Annotated in this window: 28 protein-coding genes; 19 read left to right on the top strand and 9 right to left on the bottom strand. The window is 72.3% G+C overall.

The features are described 5' to 3' along the window. Nucleotide 1: 1 nt before the first annotated feature. The 7 genes from ACIQHQ_RS08300 to ACIQHQ_RS08270 are packed head-to-tail and all read left to right on the top strand — an operon-like array spanning nt 2 to nt 3825. A complete protein-coding gene (locus ACIQHQ_RS08300; protein ID WP_390978985.1) occupies nt 2-265 on the top strand; it encodes a gas vesicle protein GvpG in 264 nt (87 codons plus the stop codon). Continuing rightward, nucleotides 262-1065 carry a DNA primase gene (locus ACIQHQ_RS08295; protein WP_402610946.1) on the top strand — a complete coding sequence of 268 codons (804 nt, stop codon included), beginning with the start codon at nt 262-264 and terminating at the stop codon, nt 1063-1065. The genes ACIQHQ_RS08300 and ACIQHQ_RS08295 overlap by 4 nt, the downstream gene beginning before the upstream one ends. Continuing rightward, entirely contained in the window at nt 1062-2234 is a 1173-nt protein-coding gene (locus tag ACIQHQ_RS08290) for an SRPBCC family protein (protein WP_402610944.1), read from the top strand. The genes ACIQHQ_RS08295 and ACIQHQ_RS08290 overlap by 4 nt, the downstream gene beginning before the upstream one ends. Then, entirely contained in the window at nt 2231-2569 is a 339-nt protein-coding gene (locus ACIQHQ_RS08285) for a gas vesicle protein (RefSeq protein WP_031108661.1), read from the top strand. Before ACIQHQ_RS08290 ends, ACIQHQ_RS08285 begins: the two co-directional genes overlap by 4 nt. Further along, nucleotides 2566-3321, top strand: coding sequence for a GvpL/GvpF family gas vesicle protein (locus ACIQHQ_RS08280; RefSeq protein WP_402610942.1), 756 nt, complete (start codon nt 2566-2568; stop codon nt 3319-3321). Before ACIQHQ_RS08285 ends, ACIQHQ_RS08280 begins: the two co-directional genes overlap by 4 nt. A 16-nt stretch (nt 3322-3337) precedes the next feature. Continuing rightward, nucleotides 3338-3526 (top strand): gas vesicle protein, encoded by a 189-nt coding sequence (locus ACIQHQ_RS08275; RefSeq protein WP_003994122.1) that lies wholly within the window; start codon nt 3338-3340, stop codon nt 3524-3526. Nucleotides 3527-3561: 35 nt separating this feature from the next. Then, the gene (locus ACIQHQ_RS08270; RefSeq protein WP_358606917.1) at nt 3562-3825 is read left to right on the top strand and encodes a gas vesicle protein K; all 264 of its coding nucleotides are present in this window, start codon (nt 3562-3564) and stop codon (nt 3823-3825) included. Between the two features lie 85 nt (nt 3826-3910). Here the strand turns inward: ACIQHQ_RS08270 and ACIQHQ_RS08265 are convergent, their stop codons facing one another. Next, nucleotides 3911-4081, bottom strand: a complete 171-nt coding sequence (locus tag ACIQHQ_RS08265; RefSeq protein ID WP_402610940.1) for a hydrophobic protein — start codon at nt 4079-4081, stop codon at nt 3911-3913. Between the two features lie 42 nt (nt 4082-4123). After that, nucleotides 4124-4945: a class I SAM-dependent methyltransferase gene (locus ACIQHQ_RS08260; RefSeq protein WP_402610938.1), complete on the bottom strand. Its 822-nt coding sequence runs from the start codon at nt 4943-4945 to the stop codon at nt 4124-4126. 484 nt (nt 4946-5429) lie between these two features. On the opposite strand from ACIQHQ_RS08260, the gene ACIQHQ_RS08255 reads away from it, so the two are divergent. After that, on the top strand, nt 5430-5972 hold the full coding sequence (locus ACIQHQ_RS08255) for an MOSC domain-containing protein (protein ID WP_402610936.1): 543 nt from the start codon (nt 5430-5432) through the stop codon (nt 5970-5972). A 63-nt stretch (nt 5973-6035) separates the two neighbouring features. Continuing rightward, nucleotides 6036-7655: an ATP-binding cassette domain-containing protein gene (locus ACIQHQ_RS08250; protein WP_402610935.1), complete on the top strand. Its 1620-nt coding sequence runs from the start codon at nt 6036-6038 to the stop codon at nt 7653-7655. A gap of 19 nt (nt 7656-7674) precedes the next feature. Here ACIQHQ_RS08250 and ACIQHQ_RS08245 read toward each other — a convergent pair whose 3' ends face one another. Continuing rightward, on the bottom strand, nt 7675-8775 hold the full coding sequence (locus tag ACIQHQ_RS08245; RefSeq protein WP_402610934.1) for a Vms1/Ankzf1 family peptidyl-tRNA hydrolase: 1101 nt from the start codon (nt 8773-8775) through the stop codon (nt 7675-7677). Nucleotides 8776-8868: 93 nt separating this feature from the next. Between ACIQHQ_RS08245 and ACIQHQ_RS08240 the strand changes: the two genes are divergently transcribed. Continuing rightward, a complete protein-coding gene (locus tag ACIQHQ_RS08240) occupies nt 8869-9126 on the top strand; it encodes a DUF6158 family protein (RefSeq protein WP_382486735.1) in 258 nt (85 codons plus the stop codon). 149 nt (nt 9127-9275) lie between these two features. Here the strand turns inward: ACIQHQ_RS08240 and ACIQHQ_RS08235 are convergent, their stop codons facing one another. The 3 genes from ACIQHQ_RS08235 to ACIQHQ_RS08225 all read right to left on the bottom strand — a co-directional run bounded on the left by ACIQHQ_RS08235 (nt 9276) and on the right by ACIQHQ_RS08225 (nt 10824). Further along, complete coding sequence (locus tag ACIQHQ_RS08235) at nt 9276-9818, bottom strand: type 1 glutamine amidotransferase domain-containing protein (protein ID WP_402610932.1); 543 nt, start codon at nt 9816-9818, stop codon at nt 9276-9278. Nucleotides 9819-9918: 100 nt separating this feature from the next. Further along, on the bottom strand, nt 9919-10350 hold the full coding sequence (locus tag ACIQHQ_RS08230; RefSeq protein ID WP_402610930.1) for a CBS domain-containing protein: 432 nt from the start codon (nt 10348-10350) through the stop codon (nt 9919-9921). Nucleotides 10351-10422: 72 nt separating this feature from the next. Beyond that, nucleotides 10423-10824 carry a DUF2795 domain-containing protein gene (locus ACIQHQ_RS08225; RefSeq protein WP_352117383.1) on the bottom strand — a complete coding sequence of 134 codons (402 nt, stop codon included), beginning with the start codon at nt 10822-10824 and terminating at the stop codon, nt 10423-10425. 161 nt (nt 10825-10985) lie between these two features. Here ACIQHQ_RS08225 and ACIQHQ_RS08220 point away from each other — a divergent pair, with 161 nt between their 5' ends. Next, nucleotides 10986-11165: a hypothetical protein gene (locus ACIQHQ_RS08220; protein ID WP_402610928.1), complete on the top strand. Its 180-nt coding sequence runs from the start codon at nt 10986-10988 to the stop codon at nt 11163-11165. Here the strand turns inward: ACIQHQ_RS08220 and ACIQHQ_RS08215 are convergent. Beyond that, nucleotides 11119-12912: a thiamine pyrophosphate-requiring protein gene (locus ACIQHQ_RS08215; RefSeq protein WP_402610927.1), complete on the bottom strand. Its 1794-nt coding sequence runs from the start codon at nt 12910-12912 to the stop codon at nt 11119-11121. The two genes, ACIQHQ_RS08220 and ACIQHQ_RS08215, sit on opposite strands and share 47 nt — an antisense overlap. A gap of 234 nt (nt 12913-13146) precedes the next feature. Here ACIQHQ_RS08215 and ACIQHQ_RS08210 point away from each other — a divergent pair, with 234 nt between their 5' ends. From ACIQHQ_RS08210 to ACIQHQ_RS08195, 4 genes are all read left to right on the top strand, one after another. Next, a complete protein-coding gene (locus tag ACIQHQ_RS08210; RefSeq protein ID WP_402610926.1) occupies nt 13147-13941 on the top strand; it encodes an RNA polymerase sigma factor SigF in 795 nt (264 codons plus the stop codon). A gap of 126 nt (nt 13942-14067) precedes the next feature. Further along, nucleotides 14068-14745, top strand: a complete 678-nt coding sequence (locus ACIQHQ_RS08205) for a hypothetical protein (RefSeq protein ID WP_402610924.1) — start codon at nt 14068-14070, stop codon at nt 14743-14745. A gap of 218 nt (nt 14746-14963) precedes the next feature. Then, nucleotides 14964-16211 (top strand): aminotransferase class I/II-fold pyridoxal phosphate-dependent enzyme, encoded by a 1248-nt coding sequence (locus tag ACIQHQ_RS08200; protein ID WP_402610922.1) that lies wholly within the window; start codon nt 14964-14966, stop codon nt 16209-16211. Further along, nucleotides 16208-17269, top strand: a complete 1062-nt coding sequence (locus ACIQHQ_RS08195; RefSeq protein ID WP_402610920.1) for an MBL fold metallo-hydrolase — start codon at nt 16208-16210, stop codon at nt 17267-17269. Before ACIQHQ_RS08200 ends, ACIQHQ_RS08195 begins: the two co-directional genes overlap by 4 nt. 3 nt (nt 17270-17272) lie before the next feature. Here the strand turns inward: ACIQHQ_RS08195 and ACIQHQ_RS08190 are convergent, their stop codons facing one another. Then, nucleotides 17273-17869: a DedA family protein gene (locus ACIQHQ_RS08190; protein WP_402611609.1), complete on the bottom strand. Its 597-nt coding sequence runs from the start codon at nt 17867-17869 to the stop codon at nt 17273-17275. A 50-nt stretch (nt 17870-17919) separates the two neighbouring features. Continuing rightward, a complete protein-coding gene (locus ACIQHQ_RS08185; protein WP_402610919.1) occupies nt 17920-18693 on the bottom strand; it encodes an MBL fold metallo-hydrolase in 774 nt (257 codons plus the stop codon). 84 nt (nt 18694-18777) lie between these two features. On the opposite strand from ACIQHQ_RS08185, the gene ACIQHQ_RS08180 reads away from it, so the two are divergent. From ACIQHQ_RS08180 to ACIQHQ_RS08165, 4 genes are all read left to right on the top strand, one after another. After that, the gene (locus ACIQHQ_RS08180) at nt 18778-19179 is read left to right on the top strand and encodes a hypothetical protein (protein WP_402610918.1); all 402 of its coding nucleotides are present in this window, start codon (nt 18778-18780) and stop codon (nt 19177-19179) included. 108 nt (nt 19180-19287) lie between these two features. Beyond that, nucleotides 19288-21366: a phage holin family protein gene (locus ACIQHQ_RS08175; RefSeq protein ID WP_402610916.1), complete on the top strand. Its 2079-nt coding sequence runs from the start codon at nt 19288-19290 to the stop codon at nt 21364-21366. A 97-nt stretch (nt 21367-21463) separates the two neighbouring features. Continuing rightward, nucleotides 21464-22525: an ATP-binding protein gene (locus ACIQHQ_RS08170; protein WP_402610914.1), complete on the top strand. Its 1062-nt coding sequence runs from the start codon at nt 21464-21466 to the stop codon at nt 22523-22525. A 68-nt stretch (nt 22526-22593) separates the two neighbouring features. Next, nucleotides 22594-24324, top strand: a complete 1731-nt coding sequence (locus ACIQHQ_RS08165) for a hypothetical protein (RefSeq protein ID WP_402611607.1) — start codon at nt 22594-22596, stop codon at nt 24322-24324. Nucleotides 24325-24375: the final 51 nt, after the last annotated feature.

Genomic DNA, 24375 nt, shown 5'->3' with positions numbered 1-24375 from the left:
CGTGGGCTTGATCTCCGAGGTGCTGCTGCTGCCGTTCGCACCGGTACGCGGCAGCGCCTGGGCCATCAAACAAGTAGTCCAGGAGGCCGAGCGGATCTATTACGACCCCGCCACCATACGGGCCGAACTGGCTCGCCTCGAGGAACAGATGGAGGCCGGAGAGATCACCGAGGAGGAGTTCGACCGTCTTGAGGACGATCTCCTCGACCGGTTGGAGACCGCTTCGCGCGGGAGCGCGGGAACAGGCAACGGGACAACACCATGAACCGAATGGGACTGGGTCTCGCCGTGGGGGCCGGATACCTCCTGGGACGGACCAAGAAACTGAAGATGGCGGTGGCCGTCGGTGGCCTGGTCGCCGGAAAGAAGCTGAATCTGAGCCCGCGCATGGTCGCGGACCTGCTTCAGCAGCAGCTGCGGAACAACCCGCAGTTCAAGGAGATCGGGGACCAGCTGCGCGAGGACCTGCGCGGTGTCGGCAAAGCGGCCTCCGGTGCCATGGTCGAGCGGCAGATCGACGCCCTCGCCGACCGGCTGCACGGCCGTACCACCCAGGTGCGCGACCAGCTCAAGGGCGCGGTGCCCGGCAGCGGCCGGGACGACGAGGACGACGACGCCGAGACCGAGGACGAGGAACCCGAGGGGGAGGCGACCGAGGACGAGGAACCCGAGGGGGAGGCGACCGAGGACGACGAGCCCGAGGACGAGGCGACCGAGGACGAGGAACCCGAGGGGGAAGCGACCGAGGACGACGAGCCCGAGGACGAGGCGACCGAGGACGACGAGCCCGAGGACGACGACGAGCCCGAGGACGACGACTCCGCGTCCCAGGGGGACGAGGAGTCCGAGCCGGCGGCGAAGAAGGCCCCGGCCAAGAGGGCCCCCGCCAAGAAGACGGCCAAGCAGGCCCCCGCCAAGAAGGCCGCCAAGAAGGCCCCCGCGAAGAAGACCGCGGCCGGGCGCAAGACGGCGGCGAAGAAGACCACGACCGCCAAGAAGGCGACCTCCGGGAGCAGAGGCGGCAACGCACGCTCCCGGCTGCCGAAGGGAGGCGGTGAGGGATGAGCGACACTCTCGGCTCGGCGAAGTCCGCCGCCAACGGAGCGGCGAAAAACCCGCTCACCGACCTGGCCCACAGCGAGGCCGCAGACCGGCTCAAGGCCGAGCTGCAGGAGTACCTCGCCGCTCAGGCCACGCGCATGCTGACCGGCGTCGGCCGCAAGCTCGGCGAGACCACCGGCAAGCTGAACGACATCGCCGAGGGCAACAGCCCCGGTTTCGCCAAGCTCGCCCTCGACGGCGGCCGCAAGATCGCAGAGGGCAAGGGCCCGTTGCGTTCCGCACTGGAGGTCGGCGGCTCCAACCTCAAGGACAAGGTCACCGGTGCCTTCAAGGGCCTGGGCGGCAAGGGCAAGGGGAAGGGCAAGGGCCGTTCCGGCAACAAGCCCACCGTCATCATCGAGCACATCGACGTCGGTGTGCCGCTGCGCACCGCGTACGACCAGTGGACCAAGTACCAGGACTTCAGCACTTTCGCGAAGGGCGTCAAGAGCGCGAGCCGCGACGACGACACCCACTCCGACTGGCAGGCGAAGATCTGGTGGTCCAACCGCAGCTGGAAGGCGAAGACCACCGAGCAGGTCCCCGACGACCGCATCGCCTGGACCTCCGAGGGTGCCAAGGGCACCACGAAGGGCGTCGTCTCCTTCCACCGGCTCACCGACAACCTCACCCGGGTGCTCCTCGTCATCGAGTACTACCCCTCCGGGTTCTTCGAGAAGACCGGCAACATCTGGCGCGCCCAGGGCCGCCGCGCCCGGCTCGACCTCAAGAACTTCGTCCGCTTCATCACGATCAAGGGCGAGGCGGAGGACGGCTGGCGCGGTGAGATCCGCGACGGCGAGGTGGTCCGCAGTCACGAGGACGCGCTGGCCGAGGAGGAGTCCGAGGAGGAGTCCGAGGAAGAACGCCCTGAGGGCGAGGAGGCCGAGGACGAGTACGACGACGAGGAGGAGCCGGAAGAGGAGGGCGAAGGGGAGCCCGAGGGCGAGTACGAGGACGACTCCGAGGCCGAGTACGACGAGGAGGCCGAGGACGAGGAGCAGCCCGAGGACGAGGAGCAGCCGGACGAGGAGCAGCCCGAGGGGGAGGAGGAACCCGAGGGCGAGTACGAGCAGGACCAGGACGAGTACGAGGACGAGGATGAGGAAGCCGAGGCAGGGAGCCGGCGATGACGACGCCCAGCAGGATGCCCGAGCCCTACGGTCAGGGAAGCGGTGCCAACCTCGCCGACATCCTTGAACGGGTGCTGGACAAGGGCATCGTCATCGCGGGCGACATCCGGATCAACCTGCTCGACATCGAACTCCTCACGATCAAACTGCGGTTGATCGTCGCCTCGGTCGACAAGGCGAAGGAGATGGGCATCGACTGGTGGGAGACCGACCCGGCCCTGAGCTCACGGGCCCGCCGTGACGAACTGACTCGTGAGAACGCCGAGTTGCGCGAGAGGCTGGCCCGCCTTGAGGAACTGGAGCCCGGCCGCGCGGAGAAGAAGGAGGCACCGTGACCGGACTGCGGTACGTCTACGCCGTCTGCCGCCCCTTCGGGACCCCGCTCCAGGCCCAGTTGACGGGGGTGGCGGGTGACCCGCCGAGAGCACTGACTCACCACGGCCTCGTGGCCGTGGTGAGCCACGTGCCGGAGCGGGACTTCGCGGAGGAGCCGCTTCGCGCCCATCTGGAGGACCTGGACTGGCTCACCGAGACCGCCCGTGCCCACCAGGGCGTCATCGACGCACTCACCACGGTCACGACCCCGCTGCCGCTGCGACTCGGCACCGTCTTCCACGACGACAGCGGCGTCCGCATGATGATGGAGGAGCGCGAGGAGGACTTCCTGCGCACCCTCGACCGGTTGGAGGGACGGGTCGAGTGGGGTGTGAAGGTGTACGCCGAGTCCGAAGCGCAGGAGAGCGCCCGGCCGCCTCAGAAGGCCACCTCGGGCCGGGACTATCTGCGCCAGCGGCGTATGCAGACCAGGTCCCACGAGGAGATGTGGCAGAAGGCCGAGGCCTTCTCGACGCGGCTGCACGAAGAACTCTCCGCGTTCGCGGAGGATTCCCGGCTGCACCCCCCGCAGAATCCCGCGCTTTCCAAGGCGACCGGGCGGAACGTGCTGAACGCCGCCTATCTCGTTCCGCGTGCGCATTCCGAGGAGTTCGTGGAACTGGTGGATCGCACGAAGGGTGAGGTGCCCGGAATGCGCATCGAACTCACCGGCCCCTGGGCCGCCTATTCGTTCGCCGGCGAGACCACATGAACGACGGAGTGAAGACGTGACCGTAGTGGAACGCCGTGAGGTCGCCCTCGTGGACCTGCTCGACCGGCTGCTGGCCGGTGGCGTCGTGATCACGGGGGACATCACACTGCGGATCGCCGACGTCGACCTCGTCCGTATCGACCTCAACGCGCTGATCAGTTCGGTGAACGCCCAGGTGCCCTCACCGTTCGAGGAGTTGCTGTGACCACGCCCGATCACCCCCGGCCGCGCTCCAACCGGATGGATCTGGAGCCCGACACCGTCGAGCGCGACCTGGTCAAACTCGTGCTGACGGTGGTGGAACTGCTGCGTCAGCTCATGGAGCGCCAGGCGTTGCGGCGGTTCGATGTAGGGGATCTGAGCGAGGAGCAGGAGGAGCGGATCGGGCTCACGCTCATGCTGCTCGACGAGCGGATGACGGAGCTGCGCGACCGCTACGGACTGCGGCCCGAGGACCTCAATCTGGACCTCGGGCCGCTCGGACCGCTGCTTCCGCGGGAGTGACGCACACGCGCTTCCCCGGCCCTGAGTCACTCAGGGCCGGGGAAGCGCGTGTGCATTCACCACCTGTACCAGCGGCCGTGTGCATTCACCACCTGTACCAGCGGCCCCTGCCGCCGGATGCCGACGTGCCGCGGAAGAAGAATCCCAGAAGCCACAGGACCAGAACCGCGAGTGCGATCCACCAGAGAATCTCTACTGCAAATCCGGCGCCGAAAAGAATCAAAACCAGAAGCAGTACCAGCAGGATGGGAACCATAATTCGAACCTCCTGGTCTCAGGGTGTCCCGAAAATGGCGTTTCAGGCTTCCTCGCGGCAGACAATTTCCCCGTGCAGCACGCTGAACCAGCCGTCCTCCCGGGCGCCCCACTCCCGCCAGGCCTCGGCCAGGGCCCTCAGCCCCGCCTCGTCGGTGTGTCCGCCCTCCACGGCCCGGTCCGCGTAGGCCGACGCCAGGGTGCGGTCGGCCCACAGTCCGCTCCACCACGCCCGCTCCTGCGGCGTGGCGAAGGTCCAGGTGCCGGAGCTCGCCGTGATGTCCGTGAGCCCGGCCCGCAGGGCCCAGGCCTTCAGCCGGCGTCCGGCGTCCGGTTCGCCGCCGTTGGCCCGGGCGACCCGTCGGTAGAGGTCCAGCCACGTGTCGAGTCCCTCGGACGCCGGATACCAGGTCATGGCCTCGTAGTCCGCGTCCCGCACGGCGATGAGGCCGCCCGGCTTGACGACCCGCCGCATCTCGCGCAGCGCTCGCACCGGATCGCCCACGTGCTGGAGCACCTGGTGTGCGTGGACCACGCAGAACGTGTCGTCCGGGTAGTCCAGGGCGTGCACGTCGGCGACCGCGAAGTCGATGTTGGCCAGCCCCCTCCCGGCCGCCGTGGCGCGCGCCTGCTCCAGGATCTCCGGTGCCCGGTCGACCCCGGTGACCTGTCCGTCGGGCACGAGCTCGGCCAGGTCGGCGGTGATCGTGCCCGGCCCGCAGCCGACGTCCAGGATCTTCATGTGGGGCTTGAGCGAAGGCAGCAGGTACGCGGCCGAGTTGGCGGCGGTCCGCCAGGTGTGCGAGCGCAGCACGGACTCGTGGTGCCCGTGGGTGTAGACGGCGGTCTCCCTGGGTTCCGGCATGGCGGATCCCACCCCTTCCGGTCGGGTCGGCATGAGATCACCGTACGCAGGAATGCCGCATAGTGAGACCTGCATCCTGACATGTGGACTGATGATGTGTCAGTGAGGCGCCGGAACCCTGCGGTCGGCCGGTACAGGACCCCAGACAGACCACGCCGCGCGCCGCCGCCCCGCGGCCACGGGGTGTGCGGCTTGCGCCGAGGGGGACGCGGCCGCGGACCAGAGCGCGTCGTGGTTCGGGCTGCGGCTCAGCCGGGGAGGGACGGGATCCGCCCCCGGTCGGTGCCGGGCCGCCGCGGCGTCGAAGAGCCGGCGGTCCGGCGTGAGGGCTCGGTCGCGCAGGGGACGGTGCCCGGCTTCGGAACAGTGAGCTCCACGTCGGGGAGCGTCATGCGGTGCGGGTACCCGGTGGGGCTGGACACTCCGGCGGTCCCGGGGCAGGCTCGTGGCTGATCACCATCAGCGAAGCAGGGGGAAGAGACGGATGAGCGGGCACGTGACGGCGGTCAGCAGCAACGGGGAGTACTCGTTCACCAAGCCGAACCGGGACAGCATCACGCTGCTCGCCGGGCTCGGGGTGGAGGGGGACGTGCACGCCGGGGTGACGGTCAAACACCGTTCGCGCGTCGCCCAGGACCCCACCCAGCCGAATCTGCGGCAGGTTCACCTCATGCACGAGGAGCTCTTCGCCGAGGTGGGGGAGGACGGGTTCGAGGTGGCTCCCGGCCAGCTCGGAGAGAACATCACCACGCGGGGCATCGACCTGCTGGGACTGCCCACCGGCACCCTGCTGCGCATCGGCGACGGCGCGGTCCTGGAGGTCACCGGGCTGCGCAATCCCTGCGTGCAGATCGACCACTTCCAGGACGGGCTGCTCAAGCGGGTCGTCGGACGGGACGAAGCGGGGAACATCGTGCGCAAGGCCGGGATCATGACCGTCGTGCGGGAGGGAGGCGTGGTGCGGCCCGGCGACGCCATCGAGGCGGAACTTCCCAGCGGGCCGCACCGGCCGCTGGAAAAGGTCTGACCGGCGGCCACCGGCCCGAAACCCGTTTGCCCCGGGCCCCCGCGCCCCCACAGAATCGGCCCCATGGGTCACCTCGAAGCCGCGCATCTGGAGTACTACCTGCCTGACGGAAGGGCGCTGCTCGGTGACGTCTCGTTCCGGGTGGGCGACGGTGCCGTCGTAGCACTCGTGGGGCCCAACGGCGCCGGGAAGACCACCCTGCTGCGGATGCTCGCCGGTGAGCTCAAACCGCACGGCGGGTCCGTGGTCGTCGGTGGCGGGCTCGGGGTCATGCGGCAGTTCGTGGGATCCGTACGCGACGAGACGACCGTGCGGGACCTGCTGGTGTCCGTGGCGACGCCCCGCATCCGCGAGGCGGCCCGCGCCGTGGACGCCGCCGAGCACGCCATCATGACCGTCGACGACGAGGCCGCCCAGCTGAAGTACGCGCAGGCCCTCGCCGACTGGGCCGAGGCCCGCGGCTACGAGGCCGAGACGCTGTGGGACATGTGCACGACGGCCGCGCTGGGCGTGCCCTACGACAAGGCGCAGTTCCGGGAGGTCCGCACCCTGTCCGGCGGCGAACAGAAGCGGCTCGTCCTGGAAGCGCTGCTGCGCGGCACCGACGAGGTGCTCCTCCTCGACGAGCCCGACAACTACCTCGACGTCCCCGGCAAACGCTGGCTGGAGGAACGGCTCGAGGAGACCCGCAAGACGGTCCTGTTCGTCTCCCACGACCGCGAACTCCTCGCCCGTGCCGCCGAGAAGATCGTCTCCCTGGAGCCCGGGCCCGCGGGTGCCGACGCCTGGGTGCACGGCGGCGGCTTCACCACCTTCCACGAGGCACGGCGTGAGCGCTTCGCCCGCTTCGAGGAGTTGCGCAGGCGCTGGGACGAGAAGCACGCCCAGCTGAAGAAGCTGGTGCTGAACCTGCGTCAGGCCGCGGCGGTCAGCCATGAGATGGCCTCCCGCTACGCGGCCGCGCAGACGCGCCTGCGCAAGTTCGAGGAGGCCGGACCGCCCCCGGAGCCGCCGCGCGAGCAGGACATCAGGATGCGGATCAAGGGCGGCCGCACCGGCGTCCGGGCGGTCACCTGCGCGAACCTGGAACTCACCGGTCTGATGAAGCCCTTCGACCTGGAGGTCTTCTACGGCGAGCGCGTCGCCGTGCTCGGCTCCAACGGCTCCGGCAAGTCGCACTTCCTGCGCCTGCTCGCCGGCGACGACGTGGCGCACACGGGGGAGTGGAAACTGGGCGCCCGGGTGGTGGCCGGGCACTTCGCGCAGACGCACGCCCATCCGGAGCTGGAGGGCCGCACGCTCCTCGACATCCTGTGGAAGGAGCACGCACAGGACCGCGGCGCCGCCATGTCCCGGCTGCGCCGCTACGAGCTCACCCAACAGGCGGAGCAGACGTTCGAACGCCTCTCCGGCGGCCAGCAGGCCCGCTTCCAGATCCTCCTGCTGGAGCTCCAGGGCGTGACGGCGCTGCTGCTGGACGAGCCGACCGACAACCTGGACCTGGAGTCCGCCGAGGCGCTCCAGGAGGGCCTGGAGGCCTTCGACGGGACGGTCCTCGCGGTCACCCACGACCGCTGGTTCGCCCGCTCCTTCGACCGCTTCCTGGTCTTCGGCAGCGACGGCCGGGTCCGGGAGACCCCGGACCCGGTCTGGGACGAACGCAGGGTGGAACGGGCCCGTTAGGGCCCGGGCCCGCTCCGGTTCACTTCCAGCGCAGCAGCGCCCCCAGGCCGCCCACGGGGACCTCCCGCTCCGACACCGACAGCGCGGGCGCGTCGGTGGCCACCGCGGAACGGATCAGCGCGTCGTCGGCCCGGGCCGGCCACGAGTGCTGCTCGCCGAGGATCTTCAGGTCCGTCCGGCGGACCGCGAGCTGATCGGGATCCTCCCCGATCCACACCTCGCGGTGCGCGTCCGGGCCGTCGACCCTGACCAGCAGCTCGTCGATACGGTGCTCACGGGCCGCCTCGACCAACGCGGGCACGCCCTCGACGGCCCCGGTCCGGCCCTCGTCGTCCGGGGCGCGGGCGGCGCGGAAGCGCTCCAGCTCCGCCTCCGCCTGCCGCCCGACGTGCTCGGCCCGGGCCCGCTCCACATCCTCGTCGAGCAGTCGGCTGCCGGTGCCGTGCGGCGCCTCGACCACCACGTCGTGCAGCCGCTTGGGCAGCCGCTCGTGCACGGACCGCCGCTCGCGGTCGTCACCGACGAGGATCAGCAGGTCGGCCTTGGTCTCCTCCTGGCACACGGCCAGCGCGTCGGCAATCTCCGCCGCGTTGTGTTCCCAGGTGTTCTCCACCCGGAGCTGGAAATGCCGCTCGGACCAGTCCGCGGTGCTCGTCCGGTGCATCGGCCACCGGCGGCCCGTGACGCCCCCGGCGTCCTCCCGGCCCAGCGCGCTGCGCAGCTCGAAGTCCGCGCCCTTGCGGTCGACGTAGGCCACCACGCACACCGGGTCCTCGCCGGCCAGCTCCAGCAGGGGCGCGACCCGGGGCAGCGGCGCCCATTCGGCCCAGTCGCCGCCCTGCGGGGGACGCACCAGCGGCGGGTCGAGAACGACCTCACCCGCACGGGCGAACAGGGCCCTGCCGTGCGGTTCGGAGGAGTGCCGCAGATCCTCGATCGCGCTCCGCACGGCCTGGCAGGTCGCCTCGTCCGCCCCCTGCGCGGCCAGCTCCCGGGACATCGCCTGGGCCGTCAGCTCCCGCTCGTGGGGAGTGCCCTCCGTGTGACGCGAGGTGTCGACGTACACGGAGGCCCAAGGGCCGGGGTGTTCGTACAGTGGGTGCAGAAAGGCGAGATCCATGGTTCCTCCCGGATACCGCTCGGGGCAGTGCTCACTTGCTCCGGGGGCGGGTACCCGGACCACAGGGACGAACACGACGAGCGGGGCGACACGATGACCGGAGTGGACCCTGACCGGCTGGACGACCAGCAGCTGATGAAAGAGCTGGAGACCATCCACCGCACGCGCCACGACACGCTGCTGTACGGCTCGAACGACGCGTTGCGCGCCCACAACGAGCGCATGGCGCAGCTCGAGGGCGAGTACCTGCGCCGCAACCCGCGCCGCCCGGTGGCCGCGGGCCGCACACGCGAAGGGGCCCGGGAGCGGGGGAGCGGGGAGTCGGCGACCCCCACGACCCCCGGCACCTGAGCCCCTCGAAGGACCCGGCCGGAAGGAACCGGCGCCAGGACGCTTCGCCGGCCCCGGCCAGGCGCTCGTCGCGACGCCCTGGCCCACGGGCCGGCCGTGGAACGCTCCGCCCCCCGCCGGCCGCCGCTGCTTCCCGGCCGGGGTGACGATCAGGCGGCCTGCTGCGCGACGACGTCGAGGAAGGTCTCGCAGAACGCCTTCAGATCGTCCGGCTTACGGCTGGTGACCAGCTTGTTCGCCCCGTGGTCACAGACCGTGACCTGCCTGTCGACCCAGGTGCCGCCCGCGTTGCGGATGTCCGTCTGCAGGCTCGGCCACGACGTGAGCTCCCGGCCGCGGACGACGTCCGCCTCGACCAGCGTCCACGGCGCGTGGCAGATCGCGGCCACGGGACGGCCCTGCTCGAAGAAGTCCCGGACGAAGGCGACGGCCTTGTCGTCCATGCGCAGGAAGTCCGGGTTGGCGACGCCGCCCGGCAGCACGAGCGCGCCGAAGGAGTCCGGCGAGGTGTCGCCGACGACTTCGTCCACGGGGAACGTGTCCGCCTTGTCGAGGTGGTTGAAGGCCTGGATCTCCCCCTGCTGCGTCGACACCAGCACGGGCTCGTGCCCCGCGTCCTTCGCGGCCTGCCACGGATCGGTCAGCTCGACCTGCTCGACGCCCTCGGGTGCGACCAGAAACGCGATACGCATGATGTTCGGTGTCCTTTCCGGGAGTCTGCGGTGCTCCGCCGCGCCGCCTCACTCCCTGCGTCGTTCTCGTCCTCGTGCTTCTCGTTCTTCCTGCGCGTGCTCACGCACCGCCCCGGGCGTCCGGCTCGGCCCGGCTGATGTCGGCGAGCGCCGACGCGGGATCCTCCACCTCGGCCACGTCGCCCAGGCTCACGATCCCGACCGGCAGGCCGTTCTCCACCACCGGCAGCCGGCGCACCGCGTGCTCACGCATCAGTGCCACGGCGGTCGCCGTCCGGTCCTGCGGCGTCACCGTGACCGGGTTCCTCGTGCACACGGCCTGCGCGCTGACCGTCATCGGATCGGCGCCGTCGGCGACGGCCCGCACCGTGATGTCACGGTCGGTGAGCACGCCGATCACGTCCTGCCCCTCGGCCACCAGCACGTCGCCGATGTTCTGCGTGCGCATCAACCGCGCCGCCTCGACGAGCGAGGCGTCCGGACGCACGGCCACCACACCCGCTGTCATCACGTCCTTGACGTACTCGGCCACCACTCGGGCCTCCCCTTTCGTTCCCAGGCCGGCGGGGGCACCGCGGCGCACCGCGATGCCCCGGCACGGTCCTTACGCGTACTCCCGGGGCCCGGTCTCACGGGCCCGGATCAGGGCTTGGGCCAGCTCCTGGACATTGCCGTAGCGCTCCTGGCGCGGCAGCCCCTCCAGGGCCTCCACCAAGGCGTCGGGCGCCTGGTGGCCGCGCAACGCGCGGGCCAGCTCGCGCGGGCTCGCGGGGAACGCCCTACGGCCCAGGATCCGGGCCAGCTCCAGGCGCACCGACTCAAGAGACGTCGGCGCGCGGCTCGGCGTCACCGGCCCGTGGGCGACCTCGGGGTCGTCCTCGGCGGCCGGTTCCGGGTCGTGCCACTCCTCGCTGCGCGTGGGATGCCCGGACCTGAGCAGACCCTGAAGTTCGTGCTTCATCTCGTCGTCCCGATGGACGCTCAGCCGGTCGCTGCCTCGCTGCATGTCTCCCTCCAGACGTTCGGGGGCCCGCACCGCGTACCCGAACACCGGGGGCCGACACAGGGTCCGCGGCCCCGATCGCCGCCGCCCCCGCTGGTTTGCGCCAGGCCCTGCGGGAGACCCGGATCGCACCCCCCACGCACCTGTCTGGGGAAGGACACGCCATGGCGATGCTCGCTGTGCTCATCCCGCTGCTCATGCTCGGAGTGGTGCTGGTGCTGGGGCGCTACGAGGAACTGCTGCTGCCGCAGGAGGACGCCGGTCGGCGCGAGCCGGCCGACGTGCCCCCCGCGACCGCTACCGCTTCTCCCGCCCCGGCAGGAACTCCTGCACCTTCGCCCTGAAGCCCCGCTTGACCATCGATCCCCGGTCCGCGTCACCCTTCAGGATCGACGCGGCGGTCGCCTCCACCTGGTCCCAGGTGGCGTGCGGCGGGATCGGTGGGACAGCCGGATCGGTCAGGAACTCCAGCACCGCGGGGCCGTCCGCCTCCAGCGCGGTCCGCCAGGCCGCCTCCACGTCCTGCGGCTTCTCCACCCGGATGCCGGTCAGCCCCAGGGACCGCGCGAACGCGGCGTACTGCACGTCCGGAAGCTCCTGCGAGGGCAGGAACGACGGCGCGCCCTCCATGGCCCGCATCTCCCACGTGACCTGATTCAGATCGTGGTTGTTGAACACCGCGATGACCAGCCGGGGATCCTCCCACACGTGCCGGTACTTGGCCGCCGTGATCAGCTCGGCCATCCCGTTCATCTGCATCGCGCCATCCCCGACCAGCGCGATCGCCGGCCGGTCCGGGTGCGCGAACTTGGCGCCGATCACATACGGCACCCCACAGCCCATCGTCGCCAGTGTGCCGGAGAGCGAGCCGCGCATCCCCGGCTTCATGGTCAGGTGCCGCGCGTACCAGTTGGCCGTGGAACCCGAGTCGGACGTGACGATCGCGTCGTCCGGCAGCAACGGGTCCAGTGCACGCACCACGTACTCCGGGTTGATCGGATCGGCGTCGAGTCCCGCCCGGCGCTCCATCACGTCACGCCAGCGCGCGACGTTGTCGCACACGGTGTCGTACCACTCGCGCCCGCGCCCCTCCTCGATCAACGGGATCAACCGCTCCAGGGTGACCCTGGCGTCACCGACCAGGTTCACCTCGTACGGGTAGCGCATCCCGACCATGTGCGGATCGATGTCGATCTGCACGCCCCGCGCCTTGCCGAACTCCGGCAGGAACTGGGTGTACGGGAACGACGACCCGATGGTCAGCAGCGTGTCGCAGTCCCGCATCAGCTCGTACGACGGCCGGGTGCCCAGCAGGCCGATCGAGCCGGTGACGTACGGCAGTTCGTCGCTGAGGACGTCCTTGCCGAGCAGGGCCTTCGCGACCCCCGCGCCGAGCAGCTCGGCCGCTCGCTCCACCTCGGCCCGCGCGCCGGCCGCACCCTGGCCGACCAGGATCGCCACCTTGTCACCGGAGTTGAGGATCTCGGCGGCCCGACGCACCGAGTCGTCGGACGGTACGGCCGTCCACGCGCTGCGGTCCAGGCTGGAGGGCACCATCCGGAACTCGTGCGTCGGCGGCGCGTAGTCGAGCTCCTGCACATCGCCGGGGATGATGACCGCGGTCGGGCAGCGGCGCGCGTACGCGGTGCGGATCGCCCGGTCCAGCACGTTCGGCAGTTGCTCGGGCACCGTCACCGTCTCCACGAAGTCCGAGGCGACGTCCTTGTACAGCGTGTGCAGATCGACTTCCTGCTGGTAGGAGCCGCCCATCGCGGTGCGGTGCGTCTGACCGACGATCGCCAGCACCGGCACATGGTCCAGTTTGGCGTCGTACAGGCCGTTCAGCAGATGGATCGCGCCCGGCCCGGACGTCGCGGCGCACACCCCGAGACGGCCGCTGAACTTGGCATAGCCGACCGCCTGGAGCGCGGACATCTCCTCGTGCCGCGACTGCACGAAACGCGGCTCGTTCTCGGCCCTGCCCCACGCGGCGAGCAGGCCGTTGATGCCGTCGCCGGGATAGCCGAAGACCTGCTCCACTCCCCACTCGCGCAGCCTGTGCAGGACATGGTCGGCGACCTTGGTGCTCATGAACGACCTCCCGGACGTAGGGGGACAGAGCCGACGGTACGAGTCACCGTGGGCGACGGGGGAAAACCCCACGGGTTTGCGTGGGGTGGCGGGGGGCAGGCGCACCCCAGTGCTTCGGACAGGAGGCACGCCCGTGGAAGCGGCGTCGCGCGCCGCGCCCAGGGCCCGTCCGACAGCGGATGCGCTTCCACGGTGACCGTCCGACCCGGAGCACTTTCTAGGGAATGCGACGTCATGCCGACCCGAATCAGCGCGAAGCAGCACCCCCACCACGACGCCCCCGACACCGCCGAGGCCTTCCGCAGGCTCGCCTCGACGCCCGCCGGCCCGCAGCGCGACGCGCTCCGCGACGAGATCGTCGAGGCCTGGCTGCCCATGGCGGACCGCCTCGCCGGACGCTTCCGCAGCCGCGGCGAGAGCTCCGAGGACCTGCGCCAGGTCGCGGCCCTCGGCCTGGTCAAGGCCGTCGACCGGTTCGACCCCGAGCGCGGTCACGCCTTCGAGAGCTACGCCGTGCCGACCATCACGGGCGAGATCAAGCGGCACTTCCGGGACCACATGTGGACCCTGCACGTACCCCGCCGCGTCCAGGACCTGCGCAACCGCGTGCGTGTCGCCGGCCAGGACCTGTCCCAGACCATCTCTGGCCGCCGCCCCACCGTGGCCGAGATCGCCGAGCACGCGAACCTGACCGAGGAGGACGTCCGGGCCGGTCAGGAAGCGCTGGAGAGCTTCACGGCGCTGTCCCTGGACGCGGAGCTGTCCGGCAGCGAGGACGGGTACTCCCTGAGCGACGCGCTCGGGTCCTTCGACCCCGCGCTGGACACCGTCGTCGACCGCGAGTCCGTCAAGGCCCGGCTGGCGGCGCTGCCGGAGCGGGAGCGCGCGATCCTGTACATGCGGTTCTTCGACGACATGACGCAGAGCCGGATCGCCGAGGAGCTGGGGATCTCGCAGATGCACGTGTCCCGGCTGATCAGCCGGTGCTGCGGCCGGGTGCGGGAGCAGGTCATGCGGGACGTGGCCTGACGCCACGCTTCGCCGCTGTCACCCGGTCGAGTGGCACTGTCCCGCCAATGGGGCCTTGCCGCGCGCGGCCGCACAACGGCCTGGCTGTCATGGCAGAGGGGTATGACTACCGAAGGAGTCCCCTCGATGCGCCGCAGCCTGCACGCCCTGTCCGTCGCCGTCCTGGCCGGTTCGGCCCTGGTGGGCTCCGCGCCGGCGGTCTTCGCCGAACCGGCCGCCGAGGTCAGTCCCGCCACCGTCCAGCCCGGGGGCACGCTCACCGTCTCGGTCAGCTGTGATCCGACCGACGGACCGCCGCCCGACACCATCGACGCCACCTCGCAGGCCTTCGACGAGGGCATGGTGCCGCTGCGCCGGGTCACCGGCAACGACGACGCGGTGTCCGGCCCGGCCTACCGGGGCACGGCCCGCATCGCCTCCACCGAGAACTTCGAGGGCGATCCGGACGCCGAGGGCGAGGACTCCGCCTGGACCGTCGACGGCACCTGCCCGGCCCCTCCCGGCGGCGAGGGCGAGCCGTGGAGCGCGACGTTCACCGTCGCGCACGGCTCGGGGCCCCACGAGCCGTCGCACGAACCCGCACACCACCCCACCCACAGGCCCTGCCCCGAGCCCACCCACCACCGCGCACCGCACTCCACCGAGTGCGGCGCTGCGGTGATCGAACACGGGGTGCGGGCCGGGGACGGCGGCGCCTTCACCGACTCCGTGCCGGCCCTCGTCGCGGGCGGCGTGCTGATCGCGGGTGCGCTCGGAGCCGCCGTGCACCGGCTGCGCCACCGGGAGCACGACCCCTGCCGCTGACCCGCCCGGTTGTACCGCCCCGGAAGGACCCGGCTTCCCCGGCCCGGGCCCCCTCATGCTGTGATCGACACGACCCCGCCGGGCGCCCATGGGGCGGCGGCACCCTGGGTACTCGGTGGCCGAGGGCATGAGCCGCACCGTACGGGGCACCGGGCAGCGGACGGGGCACGCGCCGAAGGCGACATGACACGGCGGTACCAGGCACAGCGGAGGTACGGATGCGGCGGACGGCCCCGGAAGGTCACGGCCCTGTCCGGTTCGGGCCGCCGCTTCCCGAGGACGGACTGCCCGTCCTGCCCGAGCTGTCCGCGGTGCTCGCCGCAGCGGCGTCCCGGGGCGAGAACGAGCCGGTCGGCGGCGGCCAGGCCCTGCGTGAGGCCGCCTGCGGCTATTGGCACCGGCGCGGACTGCCCTGCCGCCCGGACCGGGTGGCCGCCGCCCCGGGCTCGCCCACGCTGCTGCTCGCACTGACCGCGGCGCTCGGCGGCGACGTCCTCGTACCGAGACCCTGCGCCGCCTGGTGGGCGCCGTACGCACGCCTGCTGGGCCGCCCCGCCTTCCAGGTGCCGACCCCGCCGGAGAGCGGCGGCGTTCCCGACCCGTACGCGCTGCTGGAGACCGTGCGCCGGGTCCGCGCCGAGGGCGGCGACCCGCGGCTGCTCGTGCTGTCCGTCGCCGACGACCCCACCGCGACCGTCGCCCCGCCCGAACTGCTCCACGAGACCGTCGAGGCCGCCCAGTCAGCGGGCCTGCACCTGGTCAGCGACGAGACCTGGCGCGACACCCTGCACGACCCGCACGACACCGTACTGCTCAGCCCCGCCGAGATGGTGCCCGACCGGGTCACCGTCCTCACCGACCTGGCCGGCGCCCTGCTCCCGCCCGGCTGGCCGGCCGCCGCGGCCCGCTTCCCGGCCGGCGAGGACGGCGACGGCCTGCACGCGCGCGTGCTCGACGTCCTCACCGCCCTCGACGCCCGCGTCGCCGCGCCCGTCGCCGCGGCGGCCGCGTACGCCCTCGGCGAACCGGAACCGGTCACCGCGCGCGTGGCGCACACCGTGCGCCTGCACGCACTCCTGGCCGCCCAGGCGCACTCCGCCGTGGTCGCCGCGGGCGCCCTCGCCCGGCCCCCACGCTCCGGCCGTCACCTGTACGTGGACCTGGCCCCGCTGAGGCCCGCGCTGAACGCGCACGCCATCGGCGACGCACAGGAACTGGAGGACTTCCTCACCGCGCGCCTCGGCATGCCCGCCCCGGGCGGGCACCGCTTCGGCGACGACCTCGAAGCCCCGCGCGTGCGGCTTTCCACCGGCGCGCTGGTGGCCGGTTCCGACACCGAACGCGCCGAATGCCTCACCTCACCCGCGCCGTTGGAACTGCCGCACGTGCACCGCGCGTTGATCCAACTGAAGTCGGTCTTCGACGATCTCCGCGACGACGCTCAGCGATGGGAGCCTCCTCGATGACGCAGCAGTCCGAGTCGACCACCAGCACGACCACCCAGGAGCCCGACGAGTCCGCGCTCCCGTCGCCCCTCGCGCCCCCCTGCCCGCCGCTGGCCGAACCCCGGCCGCTGGCCGAGCGGCGGGTGTGGCCGCGCACCTTCCACGACCGGCTGACCGCGCCGCTCCCGGGTCTGAAGGCCGTGGCCCGCTTCGCCCGCGAGGGCGCGGTGAGACCGGGCCCGGAGGGCCTCGCCGACATCCCCCGGCTGCCCTACGCCCCGGCCCCGCTGCCCCGCGTCGACGCCCGCACCGTCGCCGTCACCTGGGCGGGACACGCCAGTTGGGTGTTGCGCATCGGCGGGCTGACCGTCCTCACCGACCCCGTGTGGTCCCGCCGCATCCTCGGCACCCCGGCCCGGATCACCCCCGTCGGCGTCCCCTGGGAGGACCTGCCGCCCGTCGACGCCGTCGTCATCAGCCACAACCACTACGACCACCTGGACGCCCCCACTCTGCGCCGCCTCCCGCGCCACACCCCGGTGTTCGTCCCGGCCGGGCTCGCCCGCTGGTTCCACCGACGCCAGTTCACACGCGTGACGGAGCTCGACTGGTGGGAGGCGGCCGAACTGGACGGCGTCCGCTTCGACTTCGTCCCGTCCCACCACTGGTCCAAGCGCAGCCTCACCGACACCTGCCGCAGCCTGTGGGGCGGTTGGGTCCTCACCGACCGGGACGGCCGACGCGTCTACTTCGCGGGCGACACGGGCTACGGGCACTGGTTCTCCCGCATCGGCCGCCGCTACCCCGGCATCGACCTGGCACTGCTGCCCATCGGCGCCTACGACCCCCGCTGGTGGCTCAGGGACGTCCACTGCGATCCGGAGGAGGCGGTCCGCGCGGCCCAGGACCTGGGCGCGAGCCGGATGGCCCCCATGCACTGGGCGACGTTCGTGCTGTCGGCGGAGCCGGTGATGGAACCGCTGACGCGTGTGCGAGCGGCCTGGGAGAAGGCGGGGCTGCCCCGGGAGAACCTGTGGGACATGCCCGTGGGCGCCTCCCGCGTGCTGTCCGGGGACTGACCCTCAGGAGCGCGGAGAGCCGCGCATCCGCCGCACCACCGTCGGCACCACGCTGATCAGCACGGTCAGCGCGATCGCCGCCACCACGCCCTGCCACGGCTCGGCGAACAGGGCCCCGCCGAGAATCCCGATGAGCTGGTACGTCACGGCCCAGGCCAGACACGCCGGCAGGTTCCCCCGGGAGAACCTCCGCATCGGCCACTGCGCCAGCAGGCAGGCCAGCATCACCGGGATGCGTCCCGCCGGCACCAGCCGCGACAGCACCAGCACGGCGACACCGTGCGCGGCGAGCTTCTCCTGCGCCTGCTCGAGCCGGTCCTCCGGCGCCCGGGACCGGAGCGCCTCCAGCCACCGCGACCCGTTCTTCGACTTCAGTCCGCGCCGCCCCAGCCAGTACAGTGCCGCATCGCCCAGGAACGCCGCCAGCGACGCCGTCACGAACACCATCGCCAGGGAGAACGGCGCCGTCCGGTGCATGGCGACCACCGCCGCCGAACTCACCAGCGCCCCCGTCGGAATCACGGGCACCAGCGCCCCGGCGAGCACCAGCAGGAAGAGCGTCGGGTACCCGATCGCCTGCTGCGTGGACTCCGAAACCAGGGACGCCGGTGTGACGGCCGACGCCGCGAGCGCCCAGGGCGCGGACCAGCTCACCGCGCACCCTCCAGGCGCACGCTCTCCCCGTGCCCGAGCCGGTGCACCGCCACGGCCGGCGCGTGCCGGGCCGCCAGCCGGACGAACTCGTCCCCCGGCGCGTGGAACTCGTGGGGGCGCACGGCGTCCATGCCGATCGGCCAGTACGTGCCGTAGTGCACCGGCACCGCACTGCGCGGTGCCAGCCGTTCCAGCGCCTGCGCCGCCCGGCCCGCGTCCAGGTGCCCCTCGCCCAGGTACGGCCCCCAGCCGCCCACCGGCAGCAGCGCCACGTCGACCGGCCCGACCTCCTTGGCCATCTCGTCGAACAGGCCGGTGTCCCCCGCGAAGTACGTGCGGGCCTCGCCGGCTATGACGTAGCCGAGGGCGGGGGAGCGGTGCGGCCCGAACGGCAGCCGCCGTCCGTCGTGCAGCGCGGGCACGGCCCGTACGACGATGTCACCGACCTGGGTCTCGTCCCCGGGGGCCACTTCGCTCACCCGCAGGTGCGAGAGCCGGCGCAGTCCGGGTACCGCCCGGCGCGCGCCCCGGGGCACGAGCAGGCGCGTGCCCGGAGCGAGTCGCATCAGCGACGGCACATGCAGATGGTCGGCGTGCAGATGGGAGACCAGCGCCACGTCCGCGCGCGGGGCGCCCGGGGGTGGCAGGGCCCCGCGCCGGCGGCGCAGGTGTGCGAGCCGGCGTGCGAACAGGGGATCCGTGAGCACGCGCACGTTCGAGTCCTCGACGGTGCAAGTGGCGTGACCCCACCAGGTGATCTCCACCGGCACTCCTTTGCCTCCTTCGCGCGACTCCCCCGAAGCCTACGTGCAGGAGTAGGGTCGGCGGCGAAACCGGAGGTGAGGGGGACGCCCATGGTGCCGGTGCGGGTCACGGCGATCGCGAGTCTGACGCCGCTGGAGGAGCTGGACGACGATCCGTTCCTCGTCGACTCCCGCAGTCAGCACGAGATGTGCGCCCGCTGGGCCGCCGAGCGGGGCTACGTGGTCAGCCGGGAGTTGCTCGTCCGGGGGCTGCGGCCCGACCACGGCGCGCTGTGGGACGGCGTCCGGCCCGGCCTCGACCTGTTCGTCGCCCCCAGCCGCCGGGTACTGGAGAGCGCGCTCGCCTCCGTCGAGGAGTTCACCGCCGAGTGCGTGCGGCGGGGTGTACGCGTCGAGACCGTGGGGCATGCGGAACCGGCGTACGACGCCGCGATGAAGGCGTGCGTGCACCGGCGGCTGTCGATGCCGACGGCCGGCTACGACGGGCGCTGACGTCTCTCACCGGATGCGGCCCGGGGACGAAAAGACCCGACCGGGCGTTGGGAAACTGTCGGGGAGGGGCCGCGGCGGTCGCGGGCGAGGGACGTGAGGTGACGGGGCGTGCGGGGCGTGCGGTGGCGGCGGATCGCCAGTCAGGTGGGGCGGAGCGTCGCCGTGTGGGCGGTCTCCACCCTCACCATGCTCGTGCTCGCCGGAATCCTCCCGGACTTCCGCCTCCGTTCGGAGAACGGCGACAGCGCGACCGACATCGCCGTCACCGCGGCCCTCGGCGCCGGCGCCTTCGGTCTGCTGTCGGCCGTGGTGTGGCCGCTGCTCGTCCGGCTCCTGCTCCTCGTACCGGCGCTCGTGCTGGGACTGCTGGTGTTCTTCCTCAACGGCGCCCTGCTGCTGCTCGCCCTGCGTCTCAACCCGGCCGAGCGCGGCGCCGCCGCGCCGGAGACCGCCGTCGTCGTCGCCGCCGTGATGTCCGCCGTGGCGTCCGCGACCGGCGCCGCCCTGGCCGTGCGGGACGACGACGCCTACCGCCGCAGGCTGTACCGCCTCTCCGACCGTCGCCGCCGCCGGTCCGGACCGCCCTGCCCCGCCGACCCGGGCACGGTCTTCATCCAGCTGGACGGCGTCGGTCACGACACGCTGCTCGACGCGGTAGGCAAGGGCCTGATGCCCACCGTCGCCCGCTGGCTCGACATAGGCGACGGCGGCCGCCCCACCCACCGGCTCACCCCCTGGCGCACCGACTGGTCCAGCCAGACCGGCGCCAGCCAGCTCGGCATCCTGCACGGCAGCAACCACGACGTCCCCGCCTTCCGCTGGTACGAGAAGGACACCCGCGAGGTGGTCGTCTGCAACCGCCCCACCAGCGCTGTGGAACTGCAGCGCCGGGCCGTCGAGTACGCGGGGCACGGCGGGCTGCTCACCGTCGACGGCGCCAGCCGCGGCAACCTCTTCAGCGGCGGCGCCGACCAGCAGGCCCTCGTGCTGTCCATCGCCGCCCGCCGCCGCAGCCGCGAGAACCGCTCCCGCGACGGCTACTTCGCCTACTTCTCCGACCCGGCCAACGCCGTGCGCACCGCGCTCGGCTTCGTCGCCGAGGTGGGCCGGGAGATCGGCCAGTCCACCCGGGCGCGCCTGCGCAAGCAGCGCCCCCGCGTCGCCCGCGGCGGCCTCTACCCCCTGGTCCGGGCCTTCGCGACCGTCGTCGAGCGGGACGTCGTCGTCGCCGCGGTGACGGGTGACATGCTCGCCGGCCGCACCGCCGTCTACGCCGACCTCGTGGCCTACGACGAGGTCGCCCACCACTCCGGCCCGGCGAGCCGCGACGCGCAGAAGGTCCTCGACCGCCTCGACCGCTCCCTCGCCCTGATCGAGAACGTCGCCGAGCACGCCCCGCGCCCCTACCGGATCGTCGTGCTGTCCGACCACGGCCAGAGCCCCGGCGAGACCTTCCGCTCCCGCTACGGCCTCCCGCTCGGCGACCTGGTACGGGCCGGCTGCGGCCTGCCCGTACCGCGCAAGGCGCAGCGCACCCGTAGCGGTGCGGAGGCCCGCGCCGCCGTCCGCGCCGCGCTGCGCATCCCCGTGGAGGAGGCCGGCGAGCAGCATCGCCCCGGGCGCAGCGCGGAGCCGATCGTGCTGGCCTCCGGCAACCTCGGCCTGGTCTCCTTCCCGGACGTCACGCACCGGATGAGCAAGGAGGAGATCGACGCCCGCCACCCCGCGCTGCTGCCGACCCTCGCCAACCACCCCGGCATCGGATTCCTGCTGGTCCGCAGCGAGAAGCACGGCGGCGTCGTCCTCGGCGCGTACGGCGCCGAGATCCCGCTGGCCGACCTCGACGACAACCCGGGCCCGCTCGCCCCGTTCGGGCCGGGCGCCGCCGAAGCGGTCCGCCGTACGCACGCGTTCCCGCACACCGCCGACATCATGGTCAACTCCATCCACGACCCGGCCGACGGCGAAGTCCTGGCCTTCGAGGAGCAGATCGGTTCCCACGGCGGTCTGGGCGGCGCCCAGGGCAGACCCTTCCTGTTGTCGCCGCTCGGCCTGACCCCACCGGTCGCCGAGGGCGAGGAACTCGTGGGCGCCGAGCACGTGCACCGGGTGCTGCGGCGCTGGCTGCGCGAGTCGAACGGACCGCAGGTCCCACTGGAGGCCACCGAGGAGGAGCGCGCCGCCTGAAAATCGGCTGCGCCCACCGGGGCCGTCCGCACACACTGTTCGCACCGGACGCCGCAACCTGCGCGTCCCCTTCGAACACCCCCGAGGAGTCGCCGCCTTGCAGGCAGCCGTCACCGTCACGCCCGCCCGCGTCCCCGACCTGCTGCTCGGCCTGGCCACCGTCCGGCCGGTCTTCATCTGGGGCGCCCCCGGCATCGGGAAGTCCTCCCTGGTACGGAACTTCGCCGAGTCGCTGGGCCTGGAGTGCGTGAGCCTGCTGGGCACCCAGCTCGCCCCCGAGGACCTCATCGGCGTCCCGCAGATCCGCGACGGCCGCTCGGTGTTCTGCCCGCCGGAGACGATCGCCCGCGACGAGCCGTACTGCCTCTTCCTGGACGAGCTCAACGCGGCCACACCGGACGTGCAGAAGGCGTTCTACTCGCTGATCCTGGACCGACGGATCGGCAGCTACGAACTGCCCAAGGGCTCGATCGTCATCGGCGCCGGGAACCGGGCCACCGACAACGCGCTCGCCCGGCCCATCGCCTCCGCGCTCGTCAACCGCCTCGCGCACGTGCACCTGGAGGCCTCCGCGAAGGACTGGCTGACCTGGGCCGCGGGCAACGGCATCCACCCCTGGATCGTGGACCACCTCACCGACCGCCCCGACCACCTGTGGTCCAAGCCGCCGAAGAGCGAGGAGCCGTTCTCCACGCCCCGCTCCTGGCACATGCTCTCCGACGCCCTGCACTCCTTCGGGCGGGACCTCGACGAGGAGACCCTGAAGGTCCTGGCACACGGCACACTGACCCCGGCGCACGCCTCCGCCTTCTGCGGCTACGTCAAGATCGTCCGCAGCCGGTTCGGCATCGAGGCCGTCATCAAGGGCGACGCCCCCTGGCCGAACCGGCCGGAGGACCGTGACCTGCTCTACTACCTCGCCGAGTCCTTCCGCGGCCGTCTCATCAAGGAACTGCCCGTGAGCAAGGAGCACATGTCCGCGAACGGCCGGCAGACCGCCTACCGCGCCAAGTCTCTGCTGGTGCGGCTCGCGGAGATCTCCGTCGAGGTCGCCCAGACCGTCATCGCCTCCGACAGCGACGGCAACCCCGTACTGCCCTCCTGGTTCCTCGTCGAGGCGGCACGCGACATGCCCCGGCTGGTGGAGGCCCGCCGGTGAGCCGTGGCCGGGGCAAGGTGCGGGAGAAGAAGAAGCGGGACCTCGCCGCCGAGGCCTTCGCCGAGGGGATGCGGCTGATGAAGGCCAACCCCGCCCTCGCGGCGGTGGAGTTCGACGTCTGCCGTCACGAGGAGTGCCGCTTCGCGCCCCGTGACGGACTCGTGGCCGTCGACTCCGACGGCGATCTGCACGTCCACCCCTCGCGCCTGGCCGAACCGGCCGACTGGGCCTGGGCGCTCGCCCACGCCGTCCTGCACCTCGGCTTCGGGCACGTCCCGGCGGTCAAGGGCAAACGCGTGCAGCCCGACCGCCACGACCTCGCGGCCCGCTGCGCCGTCGTCAACCGCTTCCTGCTCGGCTTCAGCATCGGCGAGACCCCCGAGCACCTGCCCGCCTCCTACCCGGACGGCGACGAGGAGCAGCTCGCCATCCGCTGGCGCCGCGACGGACTGCCCGCCGCGTACGAGCGCCTGGGCACGGCGGGCGACGAGCCCGACCAGGTGCTGGTGCCGTGGGTGGGCTGGTCCCAGCCGCCCGACTGGCAGCTGGCCTTCGCGACCGCCCTGACCCGGACCGTGTCCGCCGCGATGGACATGGCGGGCGGCCGTCGCGACAGCCTGGACGGCGAGGCCCCCCGGCGGCGCCCCTGGGAGCAGGCGTTGGGCTGGTTCATCTCCTCCTACCCGCTGCTCGGCGGCATCGCCTCCGGCATCAAGCTGGTCGCCGACGCCGAACTCGCCCGCGCCCACGGCATCGGCGTCGCGGCGGTCGACGCCGCGGCGGCCGAGATCTACGTCAATCCGCTGCGCCGCTTCGACGACGAGGAGTGGCGGTTCGTCCTCGCCCACGAGATGCTGCACGCCGCCCTGCGGCACGGCGACCGCTGCGGCACCCGTGACCCGTACCTGTTCAACGTCGCCTGCGACTACGTCATCAACGGCTGGCTGAAGGAGATGCAGGTCGGCACGATGCCCGACGGGCTGCTGTTCGACCCGGACCTCGCGGGCCTGTCCGCCGAGGAGGTCTACGACCGCATCGCCGGCGACCTGCGCCGCACACGCCGGCTGGCCACGCTGCGCGGCAAGGGCGTCGGGGACATTCTCGGCGGCCCGCTCGGCCCGCCCCGCGACTACGTCGACCTCGACGCCTTCTACCGCCGCGGCCTCGCCCAGGGCCTCGACCTCCACCAGCGCCAGGAGCGCGGGTTCCTGCCCGGCGGCCTGGTCGAGGAGATCCGCGCGCTCAGCCATCCGCCGCTGCCCTGGGACGCCCGACTCGCCCGATGGTTCGACGAGTTCGTGCCCGCCCCCCGGCCCGTCCGGTCCTACGCCCGCCCGTCACGGCGCCAGGCGGCCACCCCCGGCATCCCGCGCGCCGGACGGTACTTCCCGCCCGAGGAGATCGCCCGCTGCACCTTCGGCGTGGTCCTGGACACCTCGGGCTCCATGAACCGCGTCCTGCTCGGCAAGGCCCTGGGCGCCATCGCCTCCTACGCCGGCGCCCGGGACGTACCGGCCGCCCGGGTCGTGTTCTGCGACGCGGCCCCGCACGACGCCGGCTATCTGCCCGTCACCGATATCGCCGGCCGGGTCCGCGTGCACGGCCGCGGCGGCACCGTCCTGCAGCCCGGCATCGACCTGCTGCACCGCGCCGACGACTTCCCGCCCGGCGCGCCCGTGCTGATCATCACCGACGGCTGGTGTGACGTGCTGCGGGTGCGGCGCGAGCACGCGTACCTGATCCCGCAGGGAGCACGGCTGCCGTTCACCGCCAGAGGGGAGGTCTTCCGCGTGAGTTGAGCCGGAGTGTGATCGGATGGGGGACACGGGGCCCGGTGACGGGCCCGCTTG

Origin of the sequence: Streptomyces sp. NPDC092370 (assembly GCF_044755265.1) — a bacterium.
In the GTDB taxonomy this organism is placed as follows: Bacteria; Actinomycetota; Actinomycetes; order Streptomycetales; family Streptomycetaceae; genus Streptomyces.
Note: the sequence above shows the minus strand (reverse complement) of the source record. Positions and strands in the feature narration are given on the sequence as shown.